The organism is Vibrio nomapromontoriensis (assembly GCF_050337205.1).
Lineage (GTDB): Bacteria > Pseudomonadota > Gammaproteobacteria > Enterobacterales > Vibrionaceae > Vibrio > Vibrio nomapromontoriensis.
Window position 1 is genome coordinate 1 of record NZ_JAKJSS010000018.1, and the last position, 22,496, is coordinate 22,496.

20 protein-coding genes and 1 riboswitch are annotated in these 22,496 nt (G+C 43.1%); of the genes, 5 read left to right on the plus strand and 15 right to left on the minus strand.

From position 1 onward, the window contains the following. Window positions 1-754 precede the first annotated feature (754 nt). On the plus strand, window positions 755-1,201 hold the full coding sequence (locus L4D05_RS20555; protein WP_428795151.1) for an RNA-binding protein: 447 nt from the start codon (window positions 755-757) through the stop codon (window positions 1,199-1,201). Here L4D05_RS20555 and murI read toward each other — a convergent pair. The 3 genes from murI to L4D05_RS20570 form a co-directional block, all read right to left on the minus strand. Beyond that, entirely contained in the window at window positions 1,170-1,973 is an 804-nt protein-coding gene (murI, locus tag L4D05_RS20560) for a glutamate racemase (protein ID WP_428795152.1), read from the minus strand. The two genes, L4D05_RS20555 and murI, sit on opposite strands and share 32 nt — an antisense overlap. A gap of 70 nt (window positions 1,974-2,043) precedes the next feature. Then, window positions 2,044-2,709 (minus strand): Dph6-related ATP pyrophosphatase, encoded by a 666-nt coding sequence (locus L4D05_RS20565; protein ID WP_428795205.1) that lies wholly within the window; start codon window positions 2,707-2,709, stop codon window positions 2,044-2,046. 37 nt (window positions 2,710-2,746) lie between these two features. After that, window positions 2,747-4,582 carry a TonB-dependent receptor domain-containing protein gene (locus tag L4D05_RS20570; protein ID WP_428795153.1) on the minus strand — a complete coding sequence of 612 codons (1,836 nt, stop codon included), beginning with the start codon at window positions 4,580-4,582 and terminating at the stop codon, window positions 2,747-2,749. A 56-nt stretch (window positions 4,583-4,638) separates the two neighbouring features. Next, window positions 4,639-4,848: riboswitch (cobalamin riboswitch) on the minus strand. A gap of 153 nt (window positions 4,849-5,001) precedes the next feature. Here L4D05_RS20570 and trmA point away from each other — a divergent pair. After that, window positions 5,002-6,114 (plus strand): tRNA (uridine(54)-C5)-methyltransferase TrmA, encoded by a 1,113-nt coding sequence (gene trmA, locus L4D05_RS20575; RefSeq protein WP_428753770.1) that lies wholly within the window; start codon window positions 5,002-5,004, stop codon window positions 6,112-6,114. A gap of 66 nt (window positions 6,115-6,180) precedes the next feature. Here trmA and L4D05_RS20580 read toward each other — a convergent pair whose 3' ends face one another. Next, complete coding sequence (locus L4D05_RS20580) at window positions 6,181-6,552, minus strand: YijD family membrane protein (protein ID WP_265675213.1); 372 nt, start codon at window positions 6,550-6,552, stop codon at window positions 6,181-6,183. Then, complete coding sequence (gene fabR, locus L4D05_RS20585; RefSeq protein WP_250618775.1) at window positions 6,552-7,193, minus strand: HTH-type transcriptional repressor FabR; 642 nt, start codon at window positions 7,191-7,193, stop codon at window positions 6,552-6,554. The genes L4D05_RS20580 and fabR overlap by 1 nt, the downstream gene beginning before the upstream one ends. A gap of 419 nt (window positions 7,194-7,612) precedes the next feature. On the opposite strand from fabR, the gene sthA reads away from it, so the two are divergent. Further along, window positions 7,613-9,013 (plus strand): Si-specific NAD(P)(+) transhydrogenase, encoded by a 1,401-nt coding sequence (sthA, locus tag L4D05_RS20590; RefSeq protein ID WP_428753772.1) that lies wholly within the window; start codon window positions 7,613-7,615, stop codon window positions 9,011-9,013. 105 nt (window positions 9,014-9,118) lie between these two features. Here the strand turns inward: sthA and dinF are convergent, their stop codons facing one another. The 3 genes from dinF to L4D05_RS20605 form a co-directional block, all read right to left on the minus strand. After that, a complete protein-coding gene (dinF, locus tag L4D05_RS20595; RefSeq protein ID WP_428795154.1) occupies window positions 9,119-10,432 on the minus strand; it encodes an MATE family efflux transporter DinF in 1,314 nt (437 codons plus the stop codon). A 154-nt stretch (window positions 10,433-10,586) separates the two neighbouring features. Then, on the minus strand, window positions 10,587-11,399 hold the full coding sequence (locus L4D05_RS20600) for a class I SAM-dependent methyltransferase (RefSeq protein WP_428753775.1): 813 nt from the start codon (window positions 11,397-11,399) through the stop codon (window positions 10,587-10,589). 748 nt (window positions 11,400-12,147) lie between these two features. Then, window positions 12,148-12,765, minus strand: a complete 618-nt coding sequence (locus tag L4D05_RS20605) for a c-type cytochrome (protein ID WP_428795155.1) — start codon at window positions 12,763-12,765, stop codon at window positions 12,148-12,150. 194 nt (window positions 12,766-12,959) lie between these two features. Between L4D05_RS20605 and yihA the strand changes: the two genes are divergently transcribed. After that, window positions 12,960-13,640, plus strand: a complete 681-nt coding sequence (gene yihA, locus L4D05_RS20610; protein ID WP_428753920.1) for a ribosome biogenesis GTP-binding protein YihA/YsxC — start codon at window positions 12,960-12,962, stop codon at window positions 13,638-13,640. A gap of 429 nt (window positions 13,641-14,069) precedes the next feature. Here the strand turns inward: yihA and spfP are convergent, their stop codons facing one another. The 4 genes from spfP to hemB form a co-directional block, all read right to left on the minus strand. Then, window positions 14,070-14,117, minus strand: a complete 48-nt coding sequence (gene spfP, locus L4D05_RS24095; RefSeq protein ID WP_438356636.1) for a small protein SpfP — start codon at window positions 14,115-14,117, stop codon at window positions 14,070-14,072. A gap of 193 nt (window positions 14,118-14,310) precedes the next feature. Then, entirely contained in the window at window positions 14,311-17,103 is a 2,793-nt protein-coding gene (gene polA, locus L4D05_RS20615) for a DNA polymerase I (RefSeq protein WP_428753776.1), read from the minus strand. A gap of 619 nt (window positions 17,104-17,722) precedes the next feature. Beyond that, window positions 17,723-18,178 carry a GNAT family N-acetyltransferase gene (locus L4D05_RS20620; protein WP_428795156.1) on the minus strand — a complete coding sequence of 152 codons (456 nt, stop codon included), beginning with the start codon at window positions 18,176-18,178 and terminating at the stop codon, window positions 17,723-17,725. Between the two features lie 61 nt (window positions 18,179-18,239). Then, the gene (hemB, locus tag L4D05_RS20625) at window positions 18,240-19,277 is read right to left on the minus strand and encodes a porphobilinogen synthase (RefSeq protein WP_428753779.1); all 1,038 of its coding nucleotides are present in this window, start codon (window positions 19,275-19,277) and stop codon (window positions 18,240-18,242) included. Window positions 19,278-19,476: 199 nt separating this feature from the next. Here hemB and L4D05_RS20630 point away from each other — a divergent pair, with 199 nt between their 5' ends. Further along, on the plus strand, window positions 19,477-20,238 hold the full coding sequence (locus tag L4D05_RS20630) for a TatD family hydrolase (RefSeq protein ID WP_428753780.1): 762 nt from the start codon (window positions 19,477-19,479) through the stop codon (window positions 20,236-20,238). Window positions 20,239-20,968: 730 nt separating this feature from the next. On the opposite strand, the gene tatC is transcribed toward L4D05_RS20630, so the two are convergent. The 3 genes from tatC to tatA form a co-directional block, all read right to left on the minus strand. Further along, window positions 20,969-21,721: a twin-arginine translocase subunit TatC gene (gene tatC, locus L4D05_RS20635; protein WP_428795157.1), complete on the minus strand. Its 753-nt coding sequence runs from the start codon at window positions 21,719-21,721 to the stop codon at window positions 20,969-20,971. Between the two features lie 83 nt (window positions 21,722-21,804). Next, the gene (gene tatB, locus L4D05_RS20640; protein WP_428795158.1) at window positions 21,805-22,203 is read right to left on the minus strand and encodes a Sec-independent protein translocase protein TatB; all 399 of its coding nucleotides are present in this window, start codon (window positions 22,201-22,203) and stop codon (window positions 21,805-21,807) included. 3 nt (window positions 22,204-22,206) lie between these two features. Continuing rightward, window positions 22,207-22,464 (minus strand): Sec-independent protein translocase subunit TatA, encoded by a 258-nt coding sequence (gene tatA / locus L4D05_RS20645; protein ID WP_250618787.1) that lies wholly within the window; start codon window positions 22,462-22,464, stop codon window positions 22,207-22,209. Window positions 22,465-22,496: the final 32 nt, after the last annotated feature.

The following is a 22,496-nucleotide window of genomic DNA, read 5'->3' on the forward strand; positions in this document are numbered from 1 at the left end:
ACGCCCAACAAATCACCCGAAGGGTCAATGTTGTCGTTTCCGCTCGACTTGCATGTGTTAGGCCTGCCGCCAGCGTTCAATCTGAGCCATGATCAAACTCTTCAATTTAAGATTTTGTCGGCTCAATGAATACTGACTTCAAAACTGTCCCTTACTTAAAAAGTAAGAAGTAATTTTAAAGCTATTATCGTTCCAACAGAACGATAATGAATTTTGACTGTGTGACAGTAAGCGAACTTACTACCCTTAGGTCACGTGTTCATTGAAAACCATTTTACTTCCTAAGAAGTTGTTTATCTCCGCTCAAAGCAGAAGTAAACATAATGATTATCATCAACAAGTGTCCACACAGATTGATATAGGTCTAAATTTTTAAAGAACATTTCTAACGTCTTCGTCGCTTAGCGTCTCGTCGTTAGGGGTGCGTATCTTACGCTTCCCGACTGGAGAGTCAAGATGTTTTTTCAAACTTTCTTTTCTACTCCAAACCGACTCGCCAATGTGACTTTCGTCTCACTCCGTGTCGGTGAGGCGGCATTATAGAGATCACTCAACTGATGACAAGTGTTTTTTCCAAATTAATTATTGTTTGCTCAAAATGCCATCAAGATGCTTTTTTCTTGATTAAAATCCAACATTTGAAATACATCACATCAATTAATTGGAAAAATCCCCCTCAACTACGTAATATTCTTATATCTATTTTTTAACGATAGATGTCATTATTCGCAATTAAGAAAAGTAGTATTTAAATATGGATTCTAAAAAATCAGTCTTTCTGGTGATCGCTGTTGCCGTATTAGGGGGAATCATCTTCTCTCAACTTACAGTTTCGCCAGCTCTCGCATTTGTTGTTGGTGTGGTTGCCACTTTTTTCGTCGTAAAGCTTTCAACCTCCACACCTAAGCAAGTATCCGAATCATCGAATTCAACTAAAACTCTCTATGTAGGGAACCTACCGTATAAAGCTAATGAGTCTCATGTAAGAGATCTATTTGGTGAACACGGGGAGGTCTTTGCTGTGAGGCTAATGAAGGATAAAAGAACAGGTAAACGCAGAGGCTTTGGATTTGTTGTTATGGCTAGTTCTGATGTCGATGCCGCTATCAATGCTATCAACGAAAAAGATTACATGCAGCGTACATTGAAAGTTCGTGTCGCTAACGACCCTAAACACCCTGAAGGGGAAATAGTTGAATAGGTGTAAAGCCTAACAATTGTACTGCGTTATTTAGTGCCGCCTCCTCTATAGGGGGCGCACTACAAAAAATACTCAATAGCCCTTCTTCCGTCTCTTCCTCTATTTCTCCTAAAAGACTCGCGACTCTTCTTGCTATAGCTTCACCAGAATCAATCAATTCAACATTATCACCGAGTGCGTGACCGATCTCTTCTCTTAATAGAGGAAAGTGAGTACACCCTAAAACTGCTACATCAATATTGTTGTTAAGTGATGAAAGGATCTGCCCGATCTCACTTTGGTCTATAGCACAGCCTCTCAGTTTATCTTCCGCTAATTCAACTAAGCGAGTTGAACCAATAAGCTTAACTTCTCTATCTGTTGAAAAGTCACGAATCAAGTCTTGTGTATACTGTCTCGTTATTGTGGCCGGAGTCGCAATCAATGCTACTGCGGTCTTCGACAGTATGGAGGCTGGCTTTATTGCAGGAACGACACCAACAACGGGAATAGATGTCTGCTGACGCAAATGAGGCAACACTATCGTACTCGCCGTATTGCAAGCAATTACGATAATATCAATCTTCGTCACCGACACCATTTGCTTCACTAACGCGCAAGTTCTAGTAATTAAGACATCTTGAGCCAATTCGCCATAAGGGTAGGCTTCATTATCAAACAAATAGATATAATTCTCGTTAGGCAATCGAGCATAGATCTCTTTAAAAACTGAGAGTCCACCGACACCAGAGTCAAAGATGAGAATATTTTTCTTGGTCATTTGATTCGACATAACAACAAAACTTTAGCGATATTGCCGCTAATCATACTGACAAGCATGGTTAGCGTAAACCAAGTTAATGTTAATCTGACACGACGCGATAGCGCAGATGGCTAAATCGTTCTGCGGTTTCAATGTCGCAATGCTCTAATTCAAGTGACGACGAAAAATATTGAGAATTAACTACTAAGGTATGAAACTCCCCATCCTCGCCACAAGGGTCAACATGCTTAGGTAGATTATCAATTAGCTCTTGAGTATAAACCCGTCCACAGATGGACTCTGGTAACACGTTGCGATCCACCGTCACCATTACCGTTTCAATGCCACGCTGTAGTATTTCTTGAGCCAAAGTATAACTATCTTCTCCCAGTAGCGGGAAAATAGCCTCATAACCCGCCGGTTCGACATAACTCTTGCGGTAATCAACAATGCCGTTACAGAACATGTCACCAAAGGCGATGCCATCAACTGGCAATCCAGATGTTTGTATTCCTTGAATCACTTTAGACTGATAGATCTCGTTACTAGGAAAGACGGCCGGCAACTCTATGGCTACGAGCGGTAGACCTAGTCTTTGGGCTTGCATCTCTACGACAGATAATGGCGTCACTTGAAAAGGGACTTCACCATTTACGTGCGTCGTGTACAACCCTACTACATGGTAATCCTCAGACTCCATTAACCTTTCTAAGGTTAGTGTAGAATCTTTTCCTGATGACCAGCTGATAATAATATTTTTCATAATAATACAAAAAAGCCGCCATTATTGACGGCTGATTCTCCTAGAACTCATACATAGCATTGACATAGTAGTTACGTTCAGGCGTTTTATATCCTTTAACCATCTCGTATTCTTCGTTAAGCAGGTTACCCACTTTAGCGCCTAAGCTAAACCCATTACTAAAGAAGTATGTTCCGGCTATATCCACTAGCGAATATGGATCTAATTCTTTTGTATTGGCCAAATCATCATAACGCTTTCCTTGATATAGATAGCTTAAATCGAACTGCCAAGCCTCTAAACTATATGATGCATTCCATTTGCCACTATGGCGCGCTCGTCTGGCTAAAAAGTTTCCTGTCGCTTCATCCTTTGCATCTAAATAGTCATATGACACTTCGTGAACAATAACCCCAGAACTAAATCTAGTGAGAACTTCAACGCCTTCGATTTTTGCTTTATTAATGTTCACATTCGTAGAACCATTACTTGCAATCATCTTATCCACGTCACTTTGATACGCCGCAAGACGAAAATCCAAACGAGAAAAATCACCTTCCAGTGCGATTTCCGATGTGGCTGACTCCTCAGGTACTAGGTTTGGGTTTCCTTCATAACAACCCCAAGAACCACACTCTTTAGGCCAATATAATTCATTAAACGTTGGCGCTTTGAAGGCTGTTCCATGCATCGCAACAACCTTCAATTGCTCAGTAACACTAACGCCGCCACCAAGCTGATAAGTTGTGTAGTTACCATAGGCACTATTATCATCGTGTCTGACGTTACCTTCGAACGTAACAATTCCTTGCTGATAAAGTGCTCCGGCAAAGACAGCGCCATTGTCACGACTGTCCTTTGTCATCAACTTAGTCGTGTTGTCGATATTATCCTTATACCAATCCACACCACCAATTACATTTAGTTGCTCAGTAACTTTTAAATTGTTGTTCCAATTTATAGCAACCCGATTTGTTGATATCGTCCCCTCAGGCTGGCCTTGTCCGTAGGATTTAGCCTTATCTTGATTTGTGGATAACGATAATGCCGAATCAAAACCTTCACTACTATATTCACTAGCGACACTCAAACTGTACAAATCACTATCGGATTTATCGACGCCTGTCCACGGATTATCAAACTCAGTATAGTGCTTCTGATAATAGCCATTGGCTTTAAGTAGCCACGCATCATTCAGCCTTTTCCCCGTATCAAGAACAAGATATTGGCTTTCGTAGCCATCATTATCGGCATCTATCGGGTTAGTGCTTGTTGGCTGTATATTATAACCCTCACTTGTTTGATGCGTTGCTGTTAAATTCAACCACCCAGAGTGAACGTCCCCTAATGATAGAGTTGCACCAACATTATAACTACCAAAGCTACCTGCCCCTGCCTTCACTCTGCTAGGAACGTTATTCTGATTAGTAGTAATGATATTAACTACTCCACTTACCGCATCAGATCCGTAGACCGCTGCACGAGCCCCACGAATCACTTCAATTCTCTGAACACCATCTAATGGCATTGCCGAAATATTCGCAGAACCTGTCGTGGCGCTACCTAATCTCACGCCATTAATCAGCACAAGGGTATTCTTGGTCGAACGACCACGTATATACAGCTCTGCACTTTGTCCAACGCCACCTTGATTAGCGATTTGAACACCCGGCAAGCGCCTCAACACCTCAGATAGTGACTTAGCTTGGATAGCATCAATTTGAGTCCTATCAATAATCTCAATTGGTGCTAAAACATTAGTGAGTTTCTGTTCAACACGGTTCGCTGTGACGACCATGGTTTCTTGGGTTGGCTTTTCTTGCTCTTGCGCCAGTGAAAAAGAAGCATAAGAAGAGAGCGATGCAGCCACTGCTATCGCCAAAATAGATTGGTTCATTGTTATATTGTCCTAATCGCGTAAGTCCTTCCGAGTCGCTCACATTGGTTATTGAGTGAGCAGCTTGGCTGCTGGCAGGTATTCGGACTTAAGAGCACTAGGAACATCATGTTCCTAAACCTATTAACTCGACTTCCCGTATGCAATACAGTGTCTTATGAGTGTTCGTTCTCTTTTACCGCTGCGCGTCAGTTCTGGATTTACACCAGATTCCCTTTTCAGTGAGATTCCTTTGTCATTCTCACACCAGCTAAGCGGCATGGTATTAACAACATGATAATTTGTCCATAACAGATTGAACTAAGCTATAGATATACAGCCCTAATAAAAGACATTTCTGGGAAAAACTGGACAACGCCGGGAGATTGAATAAAATCTGCCCTCCTTTAAAAACTCATTACCGACGATAGGCAACTATAATGGCAAACCTCGACTTCACACCAGAAGGCTACCAAATTCAGCTCGACGAAAAATCTCAACGACTGATCGACATGATGGCGCCTTATTCTGCTCCTGAACTCGAAGTCTTTACTTCTCCTGAGAAGCACTATCGCATGCGTGCTGAATTCCGTGTTTGGCACGAAGGTGAAGACATGTACTACGTCATGTTCAACCAAGAAACTCGTGAAAAGTATCGTGTCGACCAATTCCCAGCAGCGAGCCGCCTCATCAATGATTTGATGCCGCTCCTTATCGATGCGATGAAAGGTAATGACGTTTTACGTAAGAAGCTATTCCAAGTAGATTTTCTTTCCACGCTCAGCGGTGAGATTTTAGTTTCCCTGCTTTATCACCGTCAGCTGGATGACGCTTGGAAGGTTGACGCTCAAGCGCTGAAGCAAAGATTGAATGACGAGGGCTTTAAACTCAATCTAATTGGTCGTGCCCGAAAAATGAAAATCGTACTAGACCAAGACTACGTGATGGAAACGTTGCACGTAAACAATCAGCCATACCACTACCAACAAGTTGAAAACAGCTTCACACAACCCAATGGTCCTGTGGCGCAGAAAATGTTGGAATGGGCAGTAGATTGTACACAAGAGAGCAAAGGCGATCTGCTGGAGCTTTACTGTGGAAATGGTAATTTCTCTCTTGCTCTGGCACAAAACTTCGAGCGTGTTCTTGCGACTGAACTTGCCAAGCCTTCTGTTGACTCTGCACAATTCAACATTGCAGCAAACCACATCGATAATGTGCAAATTATTCGAATGTCAGCAGAAGATTTTACTGAAGCAATGGAAGGAAAGCGTGAATTCCGCCGCCTAAAACAGCAAAATGTCGACTTAAGAAGCTACAACTGCAATACGATTTTTGTCGATCCACCCCGCTCAGGAATGGATGTAGACACATGTAAAATGGTGCAAGGCTACGAACGTATTCTCTACATTTCGTGTAACCCTGAAACCTTAAAAGACAACCTTGACCTCCTTGGTGAAACACACACTATTACTCGGTTCGCACTTTTTGACCAATTCCCGTTCACACATCACATTGAAGCGGGTGTCATGTTAGAGCGCAAAGTTGACTAATATTGTTCAACTGCCAGAAATAAAAAAACGAGCCATCAGGCTCGTTTTTTTATTTCTATATTCAACTTAGGCTTCTTTCATGATGTAACCTAATTTCTTACCAATCCAGAAAAGCAGCACCAGCACGACAATAATCGCGAAGAAGTTGCCACCTGCATCCGGATACTGCGCCTTAGTAAACGCAGAGTGTCCAAATGCCCCAACAAAAAATGCCGCTAGGCCAACCATAGGAAAATCTTCAGGAATCGGATTTTTTAGGTACTCTTGATAAAGCGCCTGCAGTGATAGCACGAGTGCAATCAAAGGAAAAATAGAGAAAGTCATTTCGCTAATCGTCAACCAAGACAACATAGCATTACCACACATACCAGCGATAAGTGCTAGTACCAGTGTTTTTTTACCGCTGTTACTGCTTTCAGAGGAAATTTCTTTAGACATCAGTTCGACCCTTCTTTTAGACGGTTTCGTTCACGTTCTTTACGGTACCAGTGTGCGCCCTTGGCCACGATTCTTAATTGGACAATCAACCTTTCAGCGAGTTCATATCTTTCCGCTTTACTCAAATCAAGTGCTTCAGCACCTGAACTGAATACCAGAATGACCGACGCTTCTGCCTGGGCAAATGCTTCATCACGATCCATACCAGTACTAACCAAATACTCAGTCAGCTCTGCAGAAAAGTGCTGAATTTCCCTTGCTACCGCGGCACGAAATTCAAACGACGTGCCCGAACGTTCTCTCAACAATAGTCGGAAAACATTTGGACTACTCGCAATAAACTCCATAAAAGTTTCGACCGAAGTGCGAATCACACTGCCTTCTTTGACAATACGTTGGCGCGCTTGTCGCATTAACTGCCTAAGCAGTAAGCCCCCTTCGTCTACCATGGTGAGACCCAGTTCATCCATGTCTTTAAAGTGACGATAAAAAGAAGTTGGGGCAATGCCCGCTTCTCGCGCCACTTCACGCAAGCTCAAATTGGAAAAACTGCGATCAGCACTTAACTGGCTAAACGCAGCATCAATCAATGAACGACGCGTTTTTTCTTTTTGTTGTGCACGGATTCCCATTGATTTCATACTTAACCTAGGTGTACTTGTTGTTTACCGCTCATGGCGGTAATCGAGGGAGAGCCAGTAATATAGCGCGAATAGTGATTTTGTATAAGTGTAGGGAAAAGGATTTTTACTAAAACCTTTTACAACTCTCACTTCAGTTTGTAACCAATCACAACACATCAAAGTGATAATGCTATTATCTAAATCTCTACTGCGCTGTAATTTCAGTGCAAAGTCCGTGATCATTCACACTGTATCGCCTCAGATCCGTTTACCTGCGTTAATAATCCGTTAGAATCTCGATAACATAAATTTACGCGATGTTAACCAGCAATAACGTTAGTCCACCTTAATTAACGATATGCCCTCCCACTTTCCTCTGGCGCTTTAAAGCCAATATAGGGTATTGCTTGGTATTACCGCGAAACGAGGATTATTTTATGAGTCGCTCCAAACACTTTGATGCAATCGTTATTGGTAGTGGTCCTGGTGGCGAAGGGGCTGCTATGGGTTTGACCAAAGCAGGTCTAAATGTCGCGATCATAGAAAAAGAAGCCAGTGTCGGCGGCGGATGTACACACTGGGGTACCATCCCATCTAAATCCCTGCGCCACGCCGTGAGTCGAATTATCGAATTCAATAGTAACCCACTATTTTGCAAAAATAACACCAGCTTACATTCGACCTTTTCCAATATTCTCGGTCATGCGAAATCCGTTATCGACAAGCAAACTCGCTTGCGTCAAGGCTTCTATGACCGCAATGAGTGCACGCTTCTTTTTGGAACAGCACGCTTTACTGACGCAAATACACTAGAGGTCACCAAGCAAGACGGCACTATTGATACTTATTCTGCGGATAAATTTGTTATCGCCACAGGTTCACGCCCTTATCGCCCTGATGATGTGGATTTTGACCACTCGCGTATCTACGACAGTGATTCCATTTTGTCGCTAGAACACGACCCTCGTCATATCATTATTTACGGCGCAGGTGTCATTGGTTGTGAATACGCTTCCGTTTTCCGTGGGCTTGGCGTGAAGACCGACCTCATCAATACCCGAGACCGATTGCTCGCCTTCCTTGATAACGAAATGTCTGACTCATTGTCCTATCACTTTTGGAACAGCGGTATGATGATTCGTAATGACGAGACTTACGCAAAAATTGAAGGTACGGAAGATGGCGTTATTGTCCATCTCAACTCTGGCAAAAAAATGCGTGCTGACTGTATTCTCTTCGCTAATGGTCGCACCGGTAATACTGATGCGCTCAACCTCTCCTCTGTCGGTCTAACACCAGATTCACGCGGTCAGCTAAAAGTAGATGGTAATTATCGAACAGAAATCGATAATATTTACGCAGTCGGTGATGTTATTGGCTACCCGAGCTTAGCGAGCGCCGCTTATGACCAAGGGCGATTTGTCGCCCAAGCCATCACACAAGGTGAAGCGGAAGGCACACTGATTGAAGATATTCCAACAGGGATTTACACCATTCCTGAAATTAGCTCTGTCGGTAAAACCGAACAAGAACTGACGGAAGCAAAAGTGCCTTATGAAGTAGGACGCTCCTCCTTTAAGCATCTTGCCAGAGCGCAAATAGCCGGCAAAGATGTAGGGAGCCTTAAGATTCTATTTCACCGAGAAACCAAAGAGATTTTGGGGATACACTGTTTTGGCGAGCGAGCCGCTGAAATCATTCATATCGGGCAGGCCATTATGGAGCAAAAAGGAGAAGCAAATACCATCGAGTACTTTGTTAATACCACATTTAACTACCCCACCATGGCAGAGGCGTATCGAGTTGCCGCGTTAAATGGACTCAATCGCTTATTTTAAACGTCGACCTCAACGCGTAACATCCTTGCTGATAAAAACAGGACGATATTTACTTCGTTCTGTTTTTCAAATCAAGAATGCACTCACCCTAACTTATTCCACACTTTAAGCTGCTAAAAATTCCCCTTTACGCCACTGCAGGATAAAAATGACCGCCAACCCAACTCCGCGCATTAACATAAAACTGATCATAGCAAACCATAAGGCATGATTTCCCCAACCAGCTGACAGAGAGAAAATAAGAAAGAAGCAACATGTCGCGATAAACATACTATTTCTCATCTCCTTTCCTTTTGTTGCACCTATAAAAATACCATCAAATAGAAAGCACCACATAGATACCAAGGGCATCGCAATTAACCAAGGTAAAAAATGTTGAGCTTGCAACTGCACCGTCTCTATCGAAGTAATCAAACCAATCAATGATGTCCCCGCAATAGCAAAAACTACGGTTAGCATGACACAAATAATGAAACTCCAGAAAAATGTTCCGATCAATGATTCCACGAGCTCCGATCTACTTTTGGCCCCCATCGCCTTTCCAACCATCGCTTCCATGGCGTAAGCAAAGCCGTCCATTCCATAGGAAATTATCATCAAAAAGCTCATCAATACTGCATTGGCAGCAACAATATCGTCACCAAACGCCGCGCCTTGAAACGTCATAAAGCTGAATGTCGCTTGCAAACATAACGAACGTAGAAATATATCTCGATTTAGTCGTACGAAACGAGCAATATCTTGTGTCGCTTCCGCGTAGAGAGAAGTGAGCTTAGGTAAGTGTCGGCTTTTCCATGTTTTAGCGACGCACAGTAAGCCGAAGAGACAACCACTATAATCAGCAATCACGGAAGCGAATGCCGCACCTTCCACCTGCCATTCAAAACCAATAACAAAGACAACATCGAGCACAATGTTGATAACATTGGTAATCAGTACCATCCACATTGGCGCTTTCGAATTTTGGGTACCCAATAGCCAACCCAATAGAACGAAATTCATCAGCGCCGCTGGGGCACTCCAAGCTCGAATCGCAAAATATTGCGCGCCATAGTATTTCACTTGATCACTTGCACTGCTCAGTGAGAACACCACGTCAGACAACCACGAGTGAAACACTAAAAAAAGGGCGGCAAAACCTAATGCCATCAAACTGCCTTGCAAAAACACTAAGGCGAGCTGACGTTTATCCTGCGCTCCATAGGCCTGAGCGGTAAGTCCAGTTGTTGACATCCTCAGAAACCCAAGTAGCCAAAATGTCACACTGATCATCGTGCTACCTAACGCAACACCACCTAAGAACCACGCATGCTCGAGATGCCCAATGACAGCGGCATCGACAAGGCCAAGTAAAGGCACCGTAATATTGGACAGAACCATAGGGATAGCGAGCAACAATACCCTACGATGTAGGGACATATTAAGTAAAAGCGAAAACGGATTTGATAGCACACCAACCTCGACACATCACCATTGCAATCATGGCAAACAAACACAGCAAAGAGGTAATGGTATCGCTAATCCTAATGGGTAGACAGTATGAAAAAAATTATTATGCTATGAAGCTGCTGAATTACCACTGAATATTGATAACATTGGGTGTCAATCTATTCTTGTAGACGGGTAATTTAGCAAGAACTCGCTGCCAGCGACTCCAACGCTGGCAATGCTGATCTATTGGGGAAATCAGAGTAGCTCGGTGAATCCATGGCAGCCAATTCAGCAGAGACTGAGTAGGCCTTTTAAAACCGTGTTGATACTCTTCACAGCCCATTCTCTGACCCAAACGGTTTTGACTCAGGTCACCCGCTAATACAACGCACGCTTGAGCGTGTTGAAAATGGCAACCAATAGACTGAACAAAATGTGCCACTCGATTCTCTCTTCGATCCAAAAGCGCTTGCTCACAAACCACCAAAACGGGTTGGGATTGTTCGCTCGGCAACTCATGAAGCCAAGTCATGTCATCGATCGAACCACACATCAGTTGATAACGTTCACTACGATGAAATAATCGTTGGCGCCAAACTAAATGTTCATTGGTATCCACTTCTATCCAACGACAACGGCCATTATCGAGTCGATAAAAACGTGTGTCTAACCCTGCCCCAACATTAATAACTAAACCATTAGGGTTCGACTCCAAGAAACGTCTAACTTGCAGGTCACAGATTTGCGTCAAAGTCGCGTGCAGCAGCTGCCCTTGGTCGACGTTACCAGATAGACAATCAGAGGCAAGATGGCACCGACGGCATGCATACGCTGCGATAGGATCATAGACAAGCCCATCATCCAGCAAGCTCTCTCGGCTTCTAAACCATAGCGGCCTAAGTAACTTGGTCGGTACATTTAGCGTTTTTGTAACTGGTTGCTTGTGAGTCGTCATTTGCACATCCCCTGTAGATGAGCAAATGATAATCGATCTCAAATGCAGTCGCAAGTTAAATGATATTAACTCTCATTTAACTTTATAAAGATGTAAAAAAAGCGACAGGATAACCTGTCGCTTTCTATCGCCATTTGGCGAAATCAGTCGGCATTATTAATGCCTCATAAATATCCATTTATTATTAGTGCTTCCACTGCTAATTCTTATTTGTCATCATCCTGATGCGTTTTCATATTCCCTAGCAAAACCATCTGCGAGAGTTCTTCCTAAACCCTGTCCCTTAATTTTCTCAGCCTTGAGAGAGGTCACCATCCCTGTAAACCTGAACTCCAAGTTCAAGTTTTCCATTTATTCTTCTTAGCTTCCTAGCCAAGCATCCTTGGTGGTCATCCTGACACCAAATCCATCTCGCAACACCCTGTCGACTCGGACTAATTTACTCGAACGAAAAACAAAAACAACCGCTTGAAAATAATTATGAGCCATCATTTCTCGACATCGAATTAAAACACTATCATTCAACCACTTAGAGACAAAGCACTAGTAATCAGCGATAGTAAGTATGGCAAATGTCTCACACCACCCTCAGAAAAGTATCATCTATGGCGCTCACCTCTCTACAGCAATATGTGCGCGATGCCTAGAAATAACAAAGCCCTTCAAATGAAGGGCTTTGTTAGCTCGGATACGGGCAAAAAGAAACAGACGTTGGGCTCACGTATTCTAAACAGTGTCGGGCAATCTATTAGTGCAAACCACCAACGTACTTCGACAATGTCGTAATATCTTCATCGTTCAATTTCTTCGCGATATCTCGCATCATGGCGTTCATATCGTTATTTCTATCGCCACTGCGGAATTTTTCCAACTGGGCTTGAATGTATTCGGCATGCTGACCTGATATTTTAGGGAAACCAGATAGCTCGGTGCCGTTACCTCTTGGCCCATGACACGCGATACATGCGGTAATACCACGCTCAGCATCACCAGCCGTATAAAGGTTCTTGCCTTGTTCAACGACATTTTCTGGCGTGCTATTCGCTGAAATTGGCATTGATGCATAGTAGGCAGCCAAATCAGCCATATCTTCTTCAGATAGCGGCATTGCCATACCACCCATTACGGGATCGTAACGACCTTGCTTACCAGCACTCGTCATGCCCAGTTTTAGGTCTTTCAATTGTTTTTCGATGTATTTTGCGTGCTGGCCTGCAATTTTAGGGTACATCGTCAACTGACTGTTACCGTCAGTACCATGACAAGCAACACAAGTTAGGGATTTTGCTTTACCAGCTTCAATATTGCCTTCAGCCCATACTGAACAGCTGGCTACAAGACTCAAGATTAGCGCTAATTTTTTCATGACATTCCATTATAATTATCAAGCTTCCAGTACCACTTTCCATCAGAGTTACACGTTTATTATTCGTTTGACGAGCAAAATAAGGTAACTCGGGCAATTAACACCGTTCATGGTACAATGTGTGGCCATATGCCGAGCACGGTTATTTTACACAATTTCACAAAAAAGTAATCAATCGACTACACAAAGTCGAGATGGAGTTAACAGTGAGCGTAAAAATTCATTATCAAAACACGCATTTTATAACAAGTGCGCCCGATATCCGTCACTTACCAGAAGATGAAGGTATCGAAATTGCGTTTGCAGGACGCTCCAACGCAGGTAAATCGAGTTCATTGAACCGACTTACCAACCAAAGAAGTCTGGCTAAAACCAGTAAGACACCTGGTCGAACTCAGTTAATAAACCTCTTCAAAGTGGATGAAGGCTGTCATATCGTCGACCTGCCGGGATATGGTTTTGCTCAGGTTCCATTAGAATTGAAGAAAAAATGGCAGCGTTCGCTTGGTGAGTATTTACAAAAACGCAAATCCTTAAAAGGATTAGTTGTTCTCATGGATATTCGTCACCCAATGAAAGATCTTGATCAGCAACTCATTGTTTGGGCAGTTGAATCCAATATCCCAGTGCAAGTGTTGCTAACGAAAGCAGACAAACTAAAAAGTGGCGCTCGCAACGCTCAAATTCTAAAGATTCGCGAGCAAGCAGAAGCTACGTTTGATGGTGACGTACAAGTAGATGCATTCTCATCACTGAAAGGGATGGGGGTCGAACAACTTCGTCGTAAACTCGATACGTGGTTTGCTCCAGCATTTGCACACTTAGAAGAAGCTGAAGCACAAGACGAAGACGCCGTCCAAAAGCCGTCTGAATAATTCGTTGTAATTTCCCAACGATAGAAACAAAACGCCCCGCCGTCCTGGCAGGGCAATGGGAGAGAGAAGATTTAGTTATTGTTTGATGTAAGAATTCATCAAGATAACTATTTTTTCAATTCAATGGTCTGTAAAATGTGACCTCCTCGGCTCTCCCTCTCTTTACTTCCTCGTAAACCACACAAAGAAAAACTGATTCTATTCCATATTTTTCAATATCTTAAAAACACATTTCCGTAAACTTCTACAGACTTGATTTCATACTGAAATTATCAATAGTGTGAAGGTGATTAAATTACAAAACGATAGATAATAAAGACACATGAATGGTCTAAAACAACGAGAAAATAAAGGAAAAGCGGGCTGAATTAATTTTTTCTTTCGCACAAGAAAAAACGCCCCAGTCAAATACTGACTGGGGCGGCTGAATCAGCCTAATCCAATAACGTGAAACAAAAGGTCTGAAAGATAGAACATCTTACCTCTGTACCCTACACGACCAATGTACAACAACTGATCTAAAAATGAAACAGATTTTGTAGTTTTTTTTCACCATGTTTTTTATTAACCAACGAAATGCATCAAACGAATATCGCTTTATTCTTGATACAAAAAAGCCAGTGTTTGTGCACTGGCTCATGATTTTCATCTAATAATGGTCAATAACTGTCTAATGAGCCTGATCCCAATTGTCTCCATGACCAGAATCGGCAACTAACGGTACAGCAAGATCTGCTGCAGATTCCATCAATTCTTGTATTTTACTTTCAATTTCGCCTAAGAATGACGACTCCACTTCAAATACCAATTCATCGTGAACCTGCATTAAAATACGAACCTTTCCATCGCCTTCATTTTCAACCCACTCATCAACAAGCAGCATAGCTTTCTTAATAATATCGGCCGCTGTGCCTTGCATTGGCGCATTGATCGCTGCTCGCTCTGCCGCTTTACGACGCATCGCATTACGAGACTTAATTTCAGGTAAGTGCAGACGACGACCAAAGATCGTTTCCACATAGCCATTTTCAGACGCGGCGGAACGAGTATCTTCCATATACTGCATCACACCAGGATAACGCTCAAAATAGGTATCCATATACTCTTGAGCTTCGCGGCGTGGAATACCTAATTGCTTCGACAAACCGAATGCACTCATCCCATAAATCAAACCAAAGTTGATCGCTTTCGCTCGGCGGCGCTGTTCTGTCGATACCTGCTCAATATCAACCCCAAGAATTTCAGCCGCGGTAGCAGCATGAATATCTTTGCCCAATTTAAAAGCTTCCAGAAGTGCCGGATCACCGGACAAATGCGCCATAATTCTCAGCTCAATTTGAGAGTAATCGACAGCCAAAATCTTCCAACCGTGCGGTGCAACAAACGCTTGACGAATCCGACGCCCCTCTTCATTCCTGATTGGGATATTTTGCAAGTTAGGATCGGTCGACGAGAGACGGCCTGTCGCTGTCACCGCTTGGTGATATGACGTATGGACTCTGCCTGTTTCTGGGTTAATCATCTTCGGTAGCTTATCGGTATACGTGGACTTCAATTTTGCTAAGCCACGATACTCTAAAATTAGTTTTGGTAACGGATAGTCCAACGCTAACTCTTGCAACACTTCTTCGTTGGTAGAAGGTGCACCTGATGGCGTTTTCTTGATCACAGGCAGTGCCATTTTCTCAAATAAGATAGCTTGTAATTGCTTTGGTGAACTCAGGTTAAACTCTTGACCGGCAACGTCGTAAGCTTGCTGCTCAAGTTCATCTAGTCTAACGGCTAGTTCTTGAGATTGTGCCCCCAATAACATATCGTCAATGAGTACGCCGGTTCGCTCGATGCGTGACAGTACAGGAACCAGTGGGACTTCTATCTCTTGATAGATCCGCTGAAGGGCTTCATTTTTCTCAATTTCACTGTTTAAGCGTTGATGCAGTCTTAGCGTCACATCTGCGTCTTCCGCGGCATAAGGAGAAGCTTCATCTAATTCAATCTGGTTAAATGTCAGCTGAGACTTGCCCTTACCTGCAATTTGTTCGAAAGAAATACAGCTATGCTGTAGGAATCGCAGTGCCAGACTATCCATGTCATGCTTACCACCCACACTGTTGTAAACATAAGACGCTAACATGGTGTCAAATTGAATACCTTTCAGCTCGATATCATAACGAGCTAATACACTGGCATCGTATTTCAAGTTCTGACCCACTTTCTTTAGACTTGGGTCTTCAAGTAGAGGCTTTAACTGTGCAAGTACCCAATCTCTATCAAGTTGCTCTGGTGCGCCCATATAGTCGTGCGCAACAGGAAGGTACGCAGCAACACCTTCTTCAGTAGCAAATGACAAGCCAATAAGGTTCGCCACCATATAATTAAGGCTGTCGGTTTCAGTATCTAAGGCAAATACCGAGCTCGACTTAAGCTTTTCAAGCCAAGTAGCAAACTGCGCTTCGGTTAAAATCGTCTCATATTCACTGCGATCAATCGTTACCGCAGACACATCCATATCAGAGTCAGAGTCTTTCGAAGAAGCAGAACCTGATGCTGAACGAGAGTCCGCAACAACCTCACCAGTGCCACCTTCTAGCAACTCATTCAACCACGACTTAAACGTCAACTGAGCAAATAAGGTCGTCAACTCATCGGTATTTGGCGTCTGTTTCAGTAGCTCATCTGGTTTGTAATCAAGCTCAACATCGAGTTTTATCGTAGCGAGTTCATAAGAAAGCGTCGCGTTATCTTTATGCTCTACCAGCTTTTTAGCCATCGTTTTCGACCCGCGGAAACCGAGGGCTGCGATATCATCAAGACGCTCATAAATACTTTGGATACTACCGATACCTTGCAATAAAGCGGTAGCGGTCTTGTCCCCAACGCCGGGTACGCCTGGAATGTTATCAACTTTGTCACCCATTAAGGCTAGATAGTCAATAATCAACTCAGGTGGAATACCAAACTTCTCGACAACACCTTCAACATCCATGACGGTATTCGTCATGGTATTTATAAGTGTCACATTCTCATCAACCAATTGAGCCATATCTTTATCACCAGTACTGATTAGTACCGGCATACCGGCTTGAGAAGCTTGGTGAGCTAATGTTCCAATCACATCATCTGCTTCCACGCCGGGTACACAAATCAGTGGTAACCCCATCGCTCGAATAACATTATGCAGCGGCTCAATTTGGCAACGAAGATCATCAGGCATAGGGGGACGATTCGCTTTGTATTCAGGATACATATCGTCGCGGAATGTTTTGCCTTTAGCATCAAACACAACCGCAATACGATCAGAGGCAAATTGTCGCATCATGCTTCTCAGCATATTCACAACACCATAAACCGCATTGGTGGGGATCTCACCGTTACTCATCGTTTCAGGGTAAGCGTGAAATGCGCGATAAAGATAAGAAGAGCCATCAATAAGAATCAGCGGGTTGTCTGGTATATGAGCCATGTCTAGTCATCCAAAATTGGGGGATTTAGTCTAAGGATGCCACGTCTGTTTACACTATGCTATGACCTTTCACTGGTTAGATACACAGCGATCACCTTTTAGTAAGGTAATCTCTCCCCTCGCCTGTGGATAAGTCTGTTTATAGTGTTGTTAACGCTTGAGAATAACTTTACAAGCCGCTAAAAAAAACACAGGTAATAGACTGTTTTAAAAGGGAAATAATACAGATCAACCATAACAAAGATGATCCTTAATAGATCACGCAATGTGGAAAACCATTTTGGCGGGAAATCTCATGGTATAGAATACAGTGCTGACAAGCTGTGTAGATAGAACGAACAAATTTTAGATAGAAAAAAAGCGACATCATAGATGTCGCCTAGCAAAATAGAGGGATGGGCATCTCAAAACTGAGTACATCTACCCTACCAAAAGCTATAAATACACTGGAAGCAATGTGAGCAATGTCGTGTCAAAAACGAATCCATTCCGCTGATAACCTCTACCCTAAAAGCACCGCTTAAAAGATAGGCTTATCTGGAGTGTTTCCCCTTAAGACGAGACTAATAATAATCATTCTCATTTAAATCGTCAACAACTAATTGCGAATTATTATCATTTAATTAGCCGTGCTTTTATTTCCACTGCCTAGCGTTTTGATAAACATGATCCGTGACTCTATCAAAGGCGTCCTTTGTTCATATCCCTCGATCAAGTAGCCATTTTTAAGCAGCAATCTCAACATTGAAGGAAACTGATTTCTGGATTTGACTGTAATGGCTTGGTAAGACTGTGCAGTCACCCAGCGTTCTTGCCACTCAAGTAACGCCTGTGCAACCCCGAGTCGACGAGCGTGGCTTGTCACTCCTCCAAACCAACTATAAAAAGTGTGATTATCAATTTCATAACCGATTTTAAACCCAAGTAGCTCGCCATTGCTTTCGGCCACCAAAACAAGGCTGCGTTTGTCACTTAAACGAGACGCTAGGCTCTCTACACTTTCCTTTTGAGAAAACTCATCTATGGTCGCAACAATGTCAGCGACTTCTTTCAAGCTACCTTCACGAATCAACATACCTTTCTCCCATAAAAAAGGTCGGCAGATGCCGACCTTCATGACACACTAATACTTCCACTTAACGAAGGTGACTTTTTGCCTCACCATTCGTTTCAGCAAGCCATTCTGCTACATCTTTAGCAAAATAGGTAAGAATGCCATCGGCTCCCGCTCGCTTGAAACAAACCAGTGATTCAAGCACCGTCTCGCGCTCTTTAAGCCAACCATTTTGAATCGCGGCTTTGTGCATCGCATACTCACCCGAGACTTGATAGGCAAACGTCGGTACCTGAAGTTCAGATTTCACTCGGCGTACCACATCAAGATATGGCATTCCTGGCTTCACCATCACCATATCCGCCCCTTCATTGATGTCCATTGCCACTTCGTGCAAGGCTTCATCACTATTGGCAGGATCCATCTGGTAATTTTTCTTATTTCCCCCTTTCAGGTTCGATGCTGAACCGACGGCATCACGGAATGGCCCATAGTAGTTAGATGCATATTTTGCTGAGTACGCCATGATTTGAGTATGAATATAACCCGCTTCTTCTAGCGCCTCACGAATTCTTCCGATACGTCCATCCATCATATCAGACGGGGCAACCACATCAGCCCCTGCTTCAGCATGCGACAACGCCTGCTTGATCAGCACTTCGGTTGTCTCATCATTTTGTACATAACCATCATCGTCAATAATGCCATCTTGACCATGAGTAGTGAACGGGTCCAAAGCCACATCAGTAATGACACCCATATCTGGTACGTTTTGCTTCAGTAACTTCACCGCGCGTTGCACAAGTCCTTCTGGATTGTAGGCTTCAGCTGCGCAGATACTTTTGGCATCTTGGTTGACGACCGGGAATAGCGCTATTGCTGGCACGCCCAACTTTGCTAAGTACTCGGCTTCTTCCAGCATCAAATCAATAGACAGGCGTTCAACACCTGGCATCGACTCCACCGATTCACGACGATTTTTACCCATCAAAATAAACATTGGGTAAATCAAATCATCGACAGAAATCTGGTTTTCCGCCATCAAGCGACGGCTAAAATCGTGCTTGCGCAAACGGCGCATACGTCTTGCTGGAAATTGACCTTGAATCGATACAGACACTTTGTGCTCCTTGTCTGGAAAATGCGAAAACCAAGCATAGCACTCTCAATGCTGCATGCTAGTAGTAATACTGGAAAATGCCGATCCACATTCAATTGCATCGCCCTATATATTGTATCGGTTGATATCACGACAGTGATTTTCGCCGCAAGAACTTGTGTATATACTTACACCATCATTTAGACAGTAAAGTAATCCTATGATCGACACCCATGCCCACATATACGCCGAAGAGTTTGATGCAGATAGAGATGACGTAGTACAACGCGCACTTGCTGCTGGCGTAGAAAAGATCCTCTTACCGAACATCGATTTAGCATCAATTGAGCCTATGCTCGCCACCGAAGCGGCTTATCCATCCATTTGTCGTTCAATGATGGGTCTGCACCCCTGTTACGTCGATGGTAATGTCAAAGACACCCTCAACGAGATCCATGCTTGGTTCGATAAACACAACTTTATTGCCGTGGGTGAAATTGGCATCGATCTCTATTGGGATAAAACTTACAAAGCCGAGCAAGAATATGCCTTCATCACCCAACTCAATTGGGCTAAAGAGCGTAACCTTCCCGTTGTGATTCATACTCGAGATTCCATTGAAGAAACTCTTTCGCTGCTTAGAAAAGAACAAGACGGTACATTGAAAGGGGTTTTCCACTGTTTTGGCGGTAGCTTAGAAGAAGCAAAAGCGATCAATGAATTAGGCTTTCATCTAGGCATTGGTGGCGTTTCAACATTTAAGAATGCGGGTATGGATAAAGTTATTCCTGAGCTCGATGCAAAGTGGCTGCTTCTTGAGACTGATTGCCCCTACTTAGCGCCAGTCCCGCATAGAGGGAAACGCAATGAGCCTGCCTATACCTCTTTGATCGTTGATCGAATGGCGCAGTATAAAGAGACCGATAAGGCATCGCTGATCGAGATGACAACAGGCAATGCAAAAGCGCTATTTTCGCTGTAACTATATAAAAAGCATATACAAATATTGAATTAACATCACAAAAAGATAGAACAACACAAGGGCAACAAGTAGAATACTCACCCATAGCATATTGGTTGGTCGTCATACCAACTTCTGAGTCATATTAGGTAGGTGAGTATGTGCGAACACGGCAGTTTATTACAACGACAAAAACGTACGCTTTGGCAACGATTAAAGGGCATTAAAGAAATTTATATTTGCTCAGGGTGCGGCCATACGGTCATTGTTAGATAGCCGACCCAACTCTACGTCTACAAAATCAAGCCACCGTCATCAAAGGTGGCTTTTGTCTATCTAATCCGAGCTATCTGTTCTCATATAACATTCCAAGACTGATTCAGCCGCCCTAGGCTCAATTCACGACTGACATTCAGCATCGCCTGACAAATATATAGTCCTCACACTTAATCCAAACCCCATTCACTCCATTTATATCAAATTGTGATATTGCTTCCAGATTGGCATTCCCAGTCAATCTAACTGTCAATAGAATGCATTGTCGATGCCGCCCAGTAAGAGCATTTTATGGACAATACGGAGATAAACATGTGTGAGCACGGAGCCTTGCTACTACGCCATAAGCGTTCCATTTGGCAAAAGCTTATTGGAATAAAGCAAATCTATATTTGCTGTGCATGCGGCTATACCATCAGGGTGAAAAGTTAAAAAAATAGCGGCTCAATCGCCGCTATTTTTATTTGTCTTTGATTTAATCTTCGTCTTGCTCTTCTAACTCATCATCTTTACGAGTGTAGAACCTAGCAAAGAACAATCCGACTTCGAACAACAAACACATTGGAATCGCTAACAATGTTTGTGAAATCATATCGGGTGGCGTTAGCATCATGCCGACAATAAACGCCCCAACCACAATATACGGGCGCTTCTCTTTCAAGCTTTTTACATCCGTTGCGCCAGTCCAGCACAATAAAATGATAGCAACGGGTACTTCAAAGGCGATACCAAACGCTAAAAACAGCGCTAACACAAAATCGAGATAGCTCGATATATCGGTAGCAAATTCAACACCACCCAATGAAATGGCAGTAAAAAAACCAAACACTAAGGGAAAGACCACAAAGTAGGCAAACGCCACACCACAATAAAATAGCAATGAGCTAGAAAACATCAGCGGCATGACTAAGCGTTTTTCATGCTTGTACAAGCCTGGCGCAACAAACGACCATACCTGATGTAATATAAAAGGTACGGATATAAATATTGAAGCGATGAGCGTTAATTTAAGTGGCGTAAAAAACGGCGATGCCACATCGGTCGCAATCATCGTTGCCCCTTCAGGCAAACGCTCAACGAGTGGTTTGGAAACAAAATCGTAGATATCGCCAGAGAAATAAATCAAACAAAGAAATACAACCAGTACGGCACCAATTGCACGCAACAATCTGTTTCTAAGTTCGAGCAAATGGCTAATTAAAGGTTGCGTCTGTTCAACGGTAGACATGAAAACCTCAAACAAATAAGAAGATGACTAAACTAAAGCAGGGCTATCTTCGATATATAAAAAATAAGAGCGGATTACCGCCCTTATTGCACTTTTTTATCTGGCGACTCAGTTTCCACAGGTTTAACCACCTCTTCAACGACTGATGAAGGCTCTGACGCATCTGGTGTGGTTGTTTTCGCCTTGTCCTTAGCATAAGGACGAGTAACCTCTTGCGCAGCTTGCTTGAGTTCTTCTACAGAACTTTTCAGCTCTGGAGACAGGTCTTCCATGCCCATTTTCTCAGCTTTACGCAAATTTTCTTGCAACTCCTGAACCTTAAGTTCATGCGCGAGCTCGTCTTTGACATTATTTGCCATGCTCTTTGCTGAACTAATGAAACGAGAGACGCTGCGGATAGCAGTTGGTAAACGCTCTGGTCCAAGAACGACTAAACCAACCACCGATATGAGTACCAGTTCCCAAAAACCGATATCAAACACAGATTAAACCTGCTCTTTGTCTTTCTTAGTTTCCGTTGGTTCCGCTTGAGCTTCCGTTTTCTGTTGCTCAAGATTCTTCGGCTCAAAGTCCGCATCTTTTGTCTTAGACTTATCCGCAGACTCATCTTCGCTCATGGCTTTTTTGAAGCCTTTTACTGCACCACCTAAATCACCACCAATTCCGCGTAATTTCTTAGTGCCGAATAACAGTACAACGATGACAGCAATAATAAGAAGTTGCCAAATACTAATACCACCCATTTTCTTTACCTCGGGTCTTGATTAACAAAGAA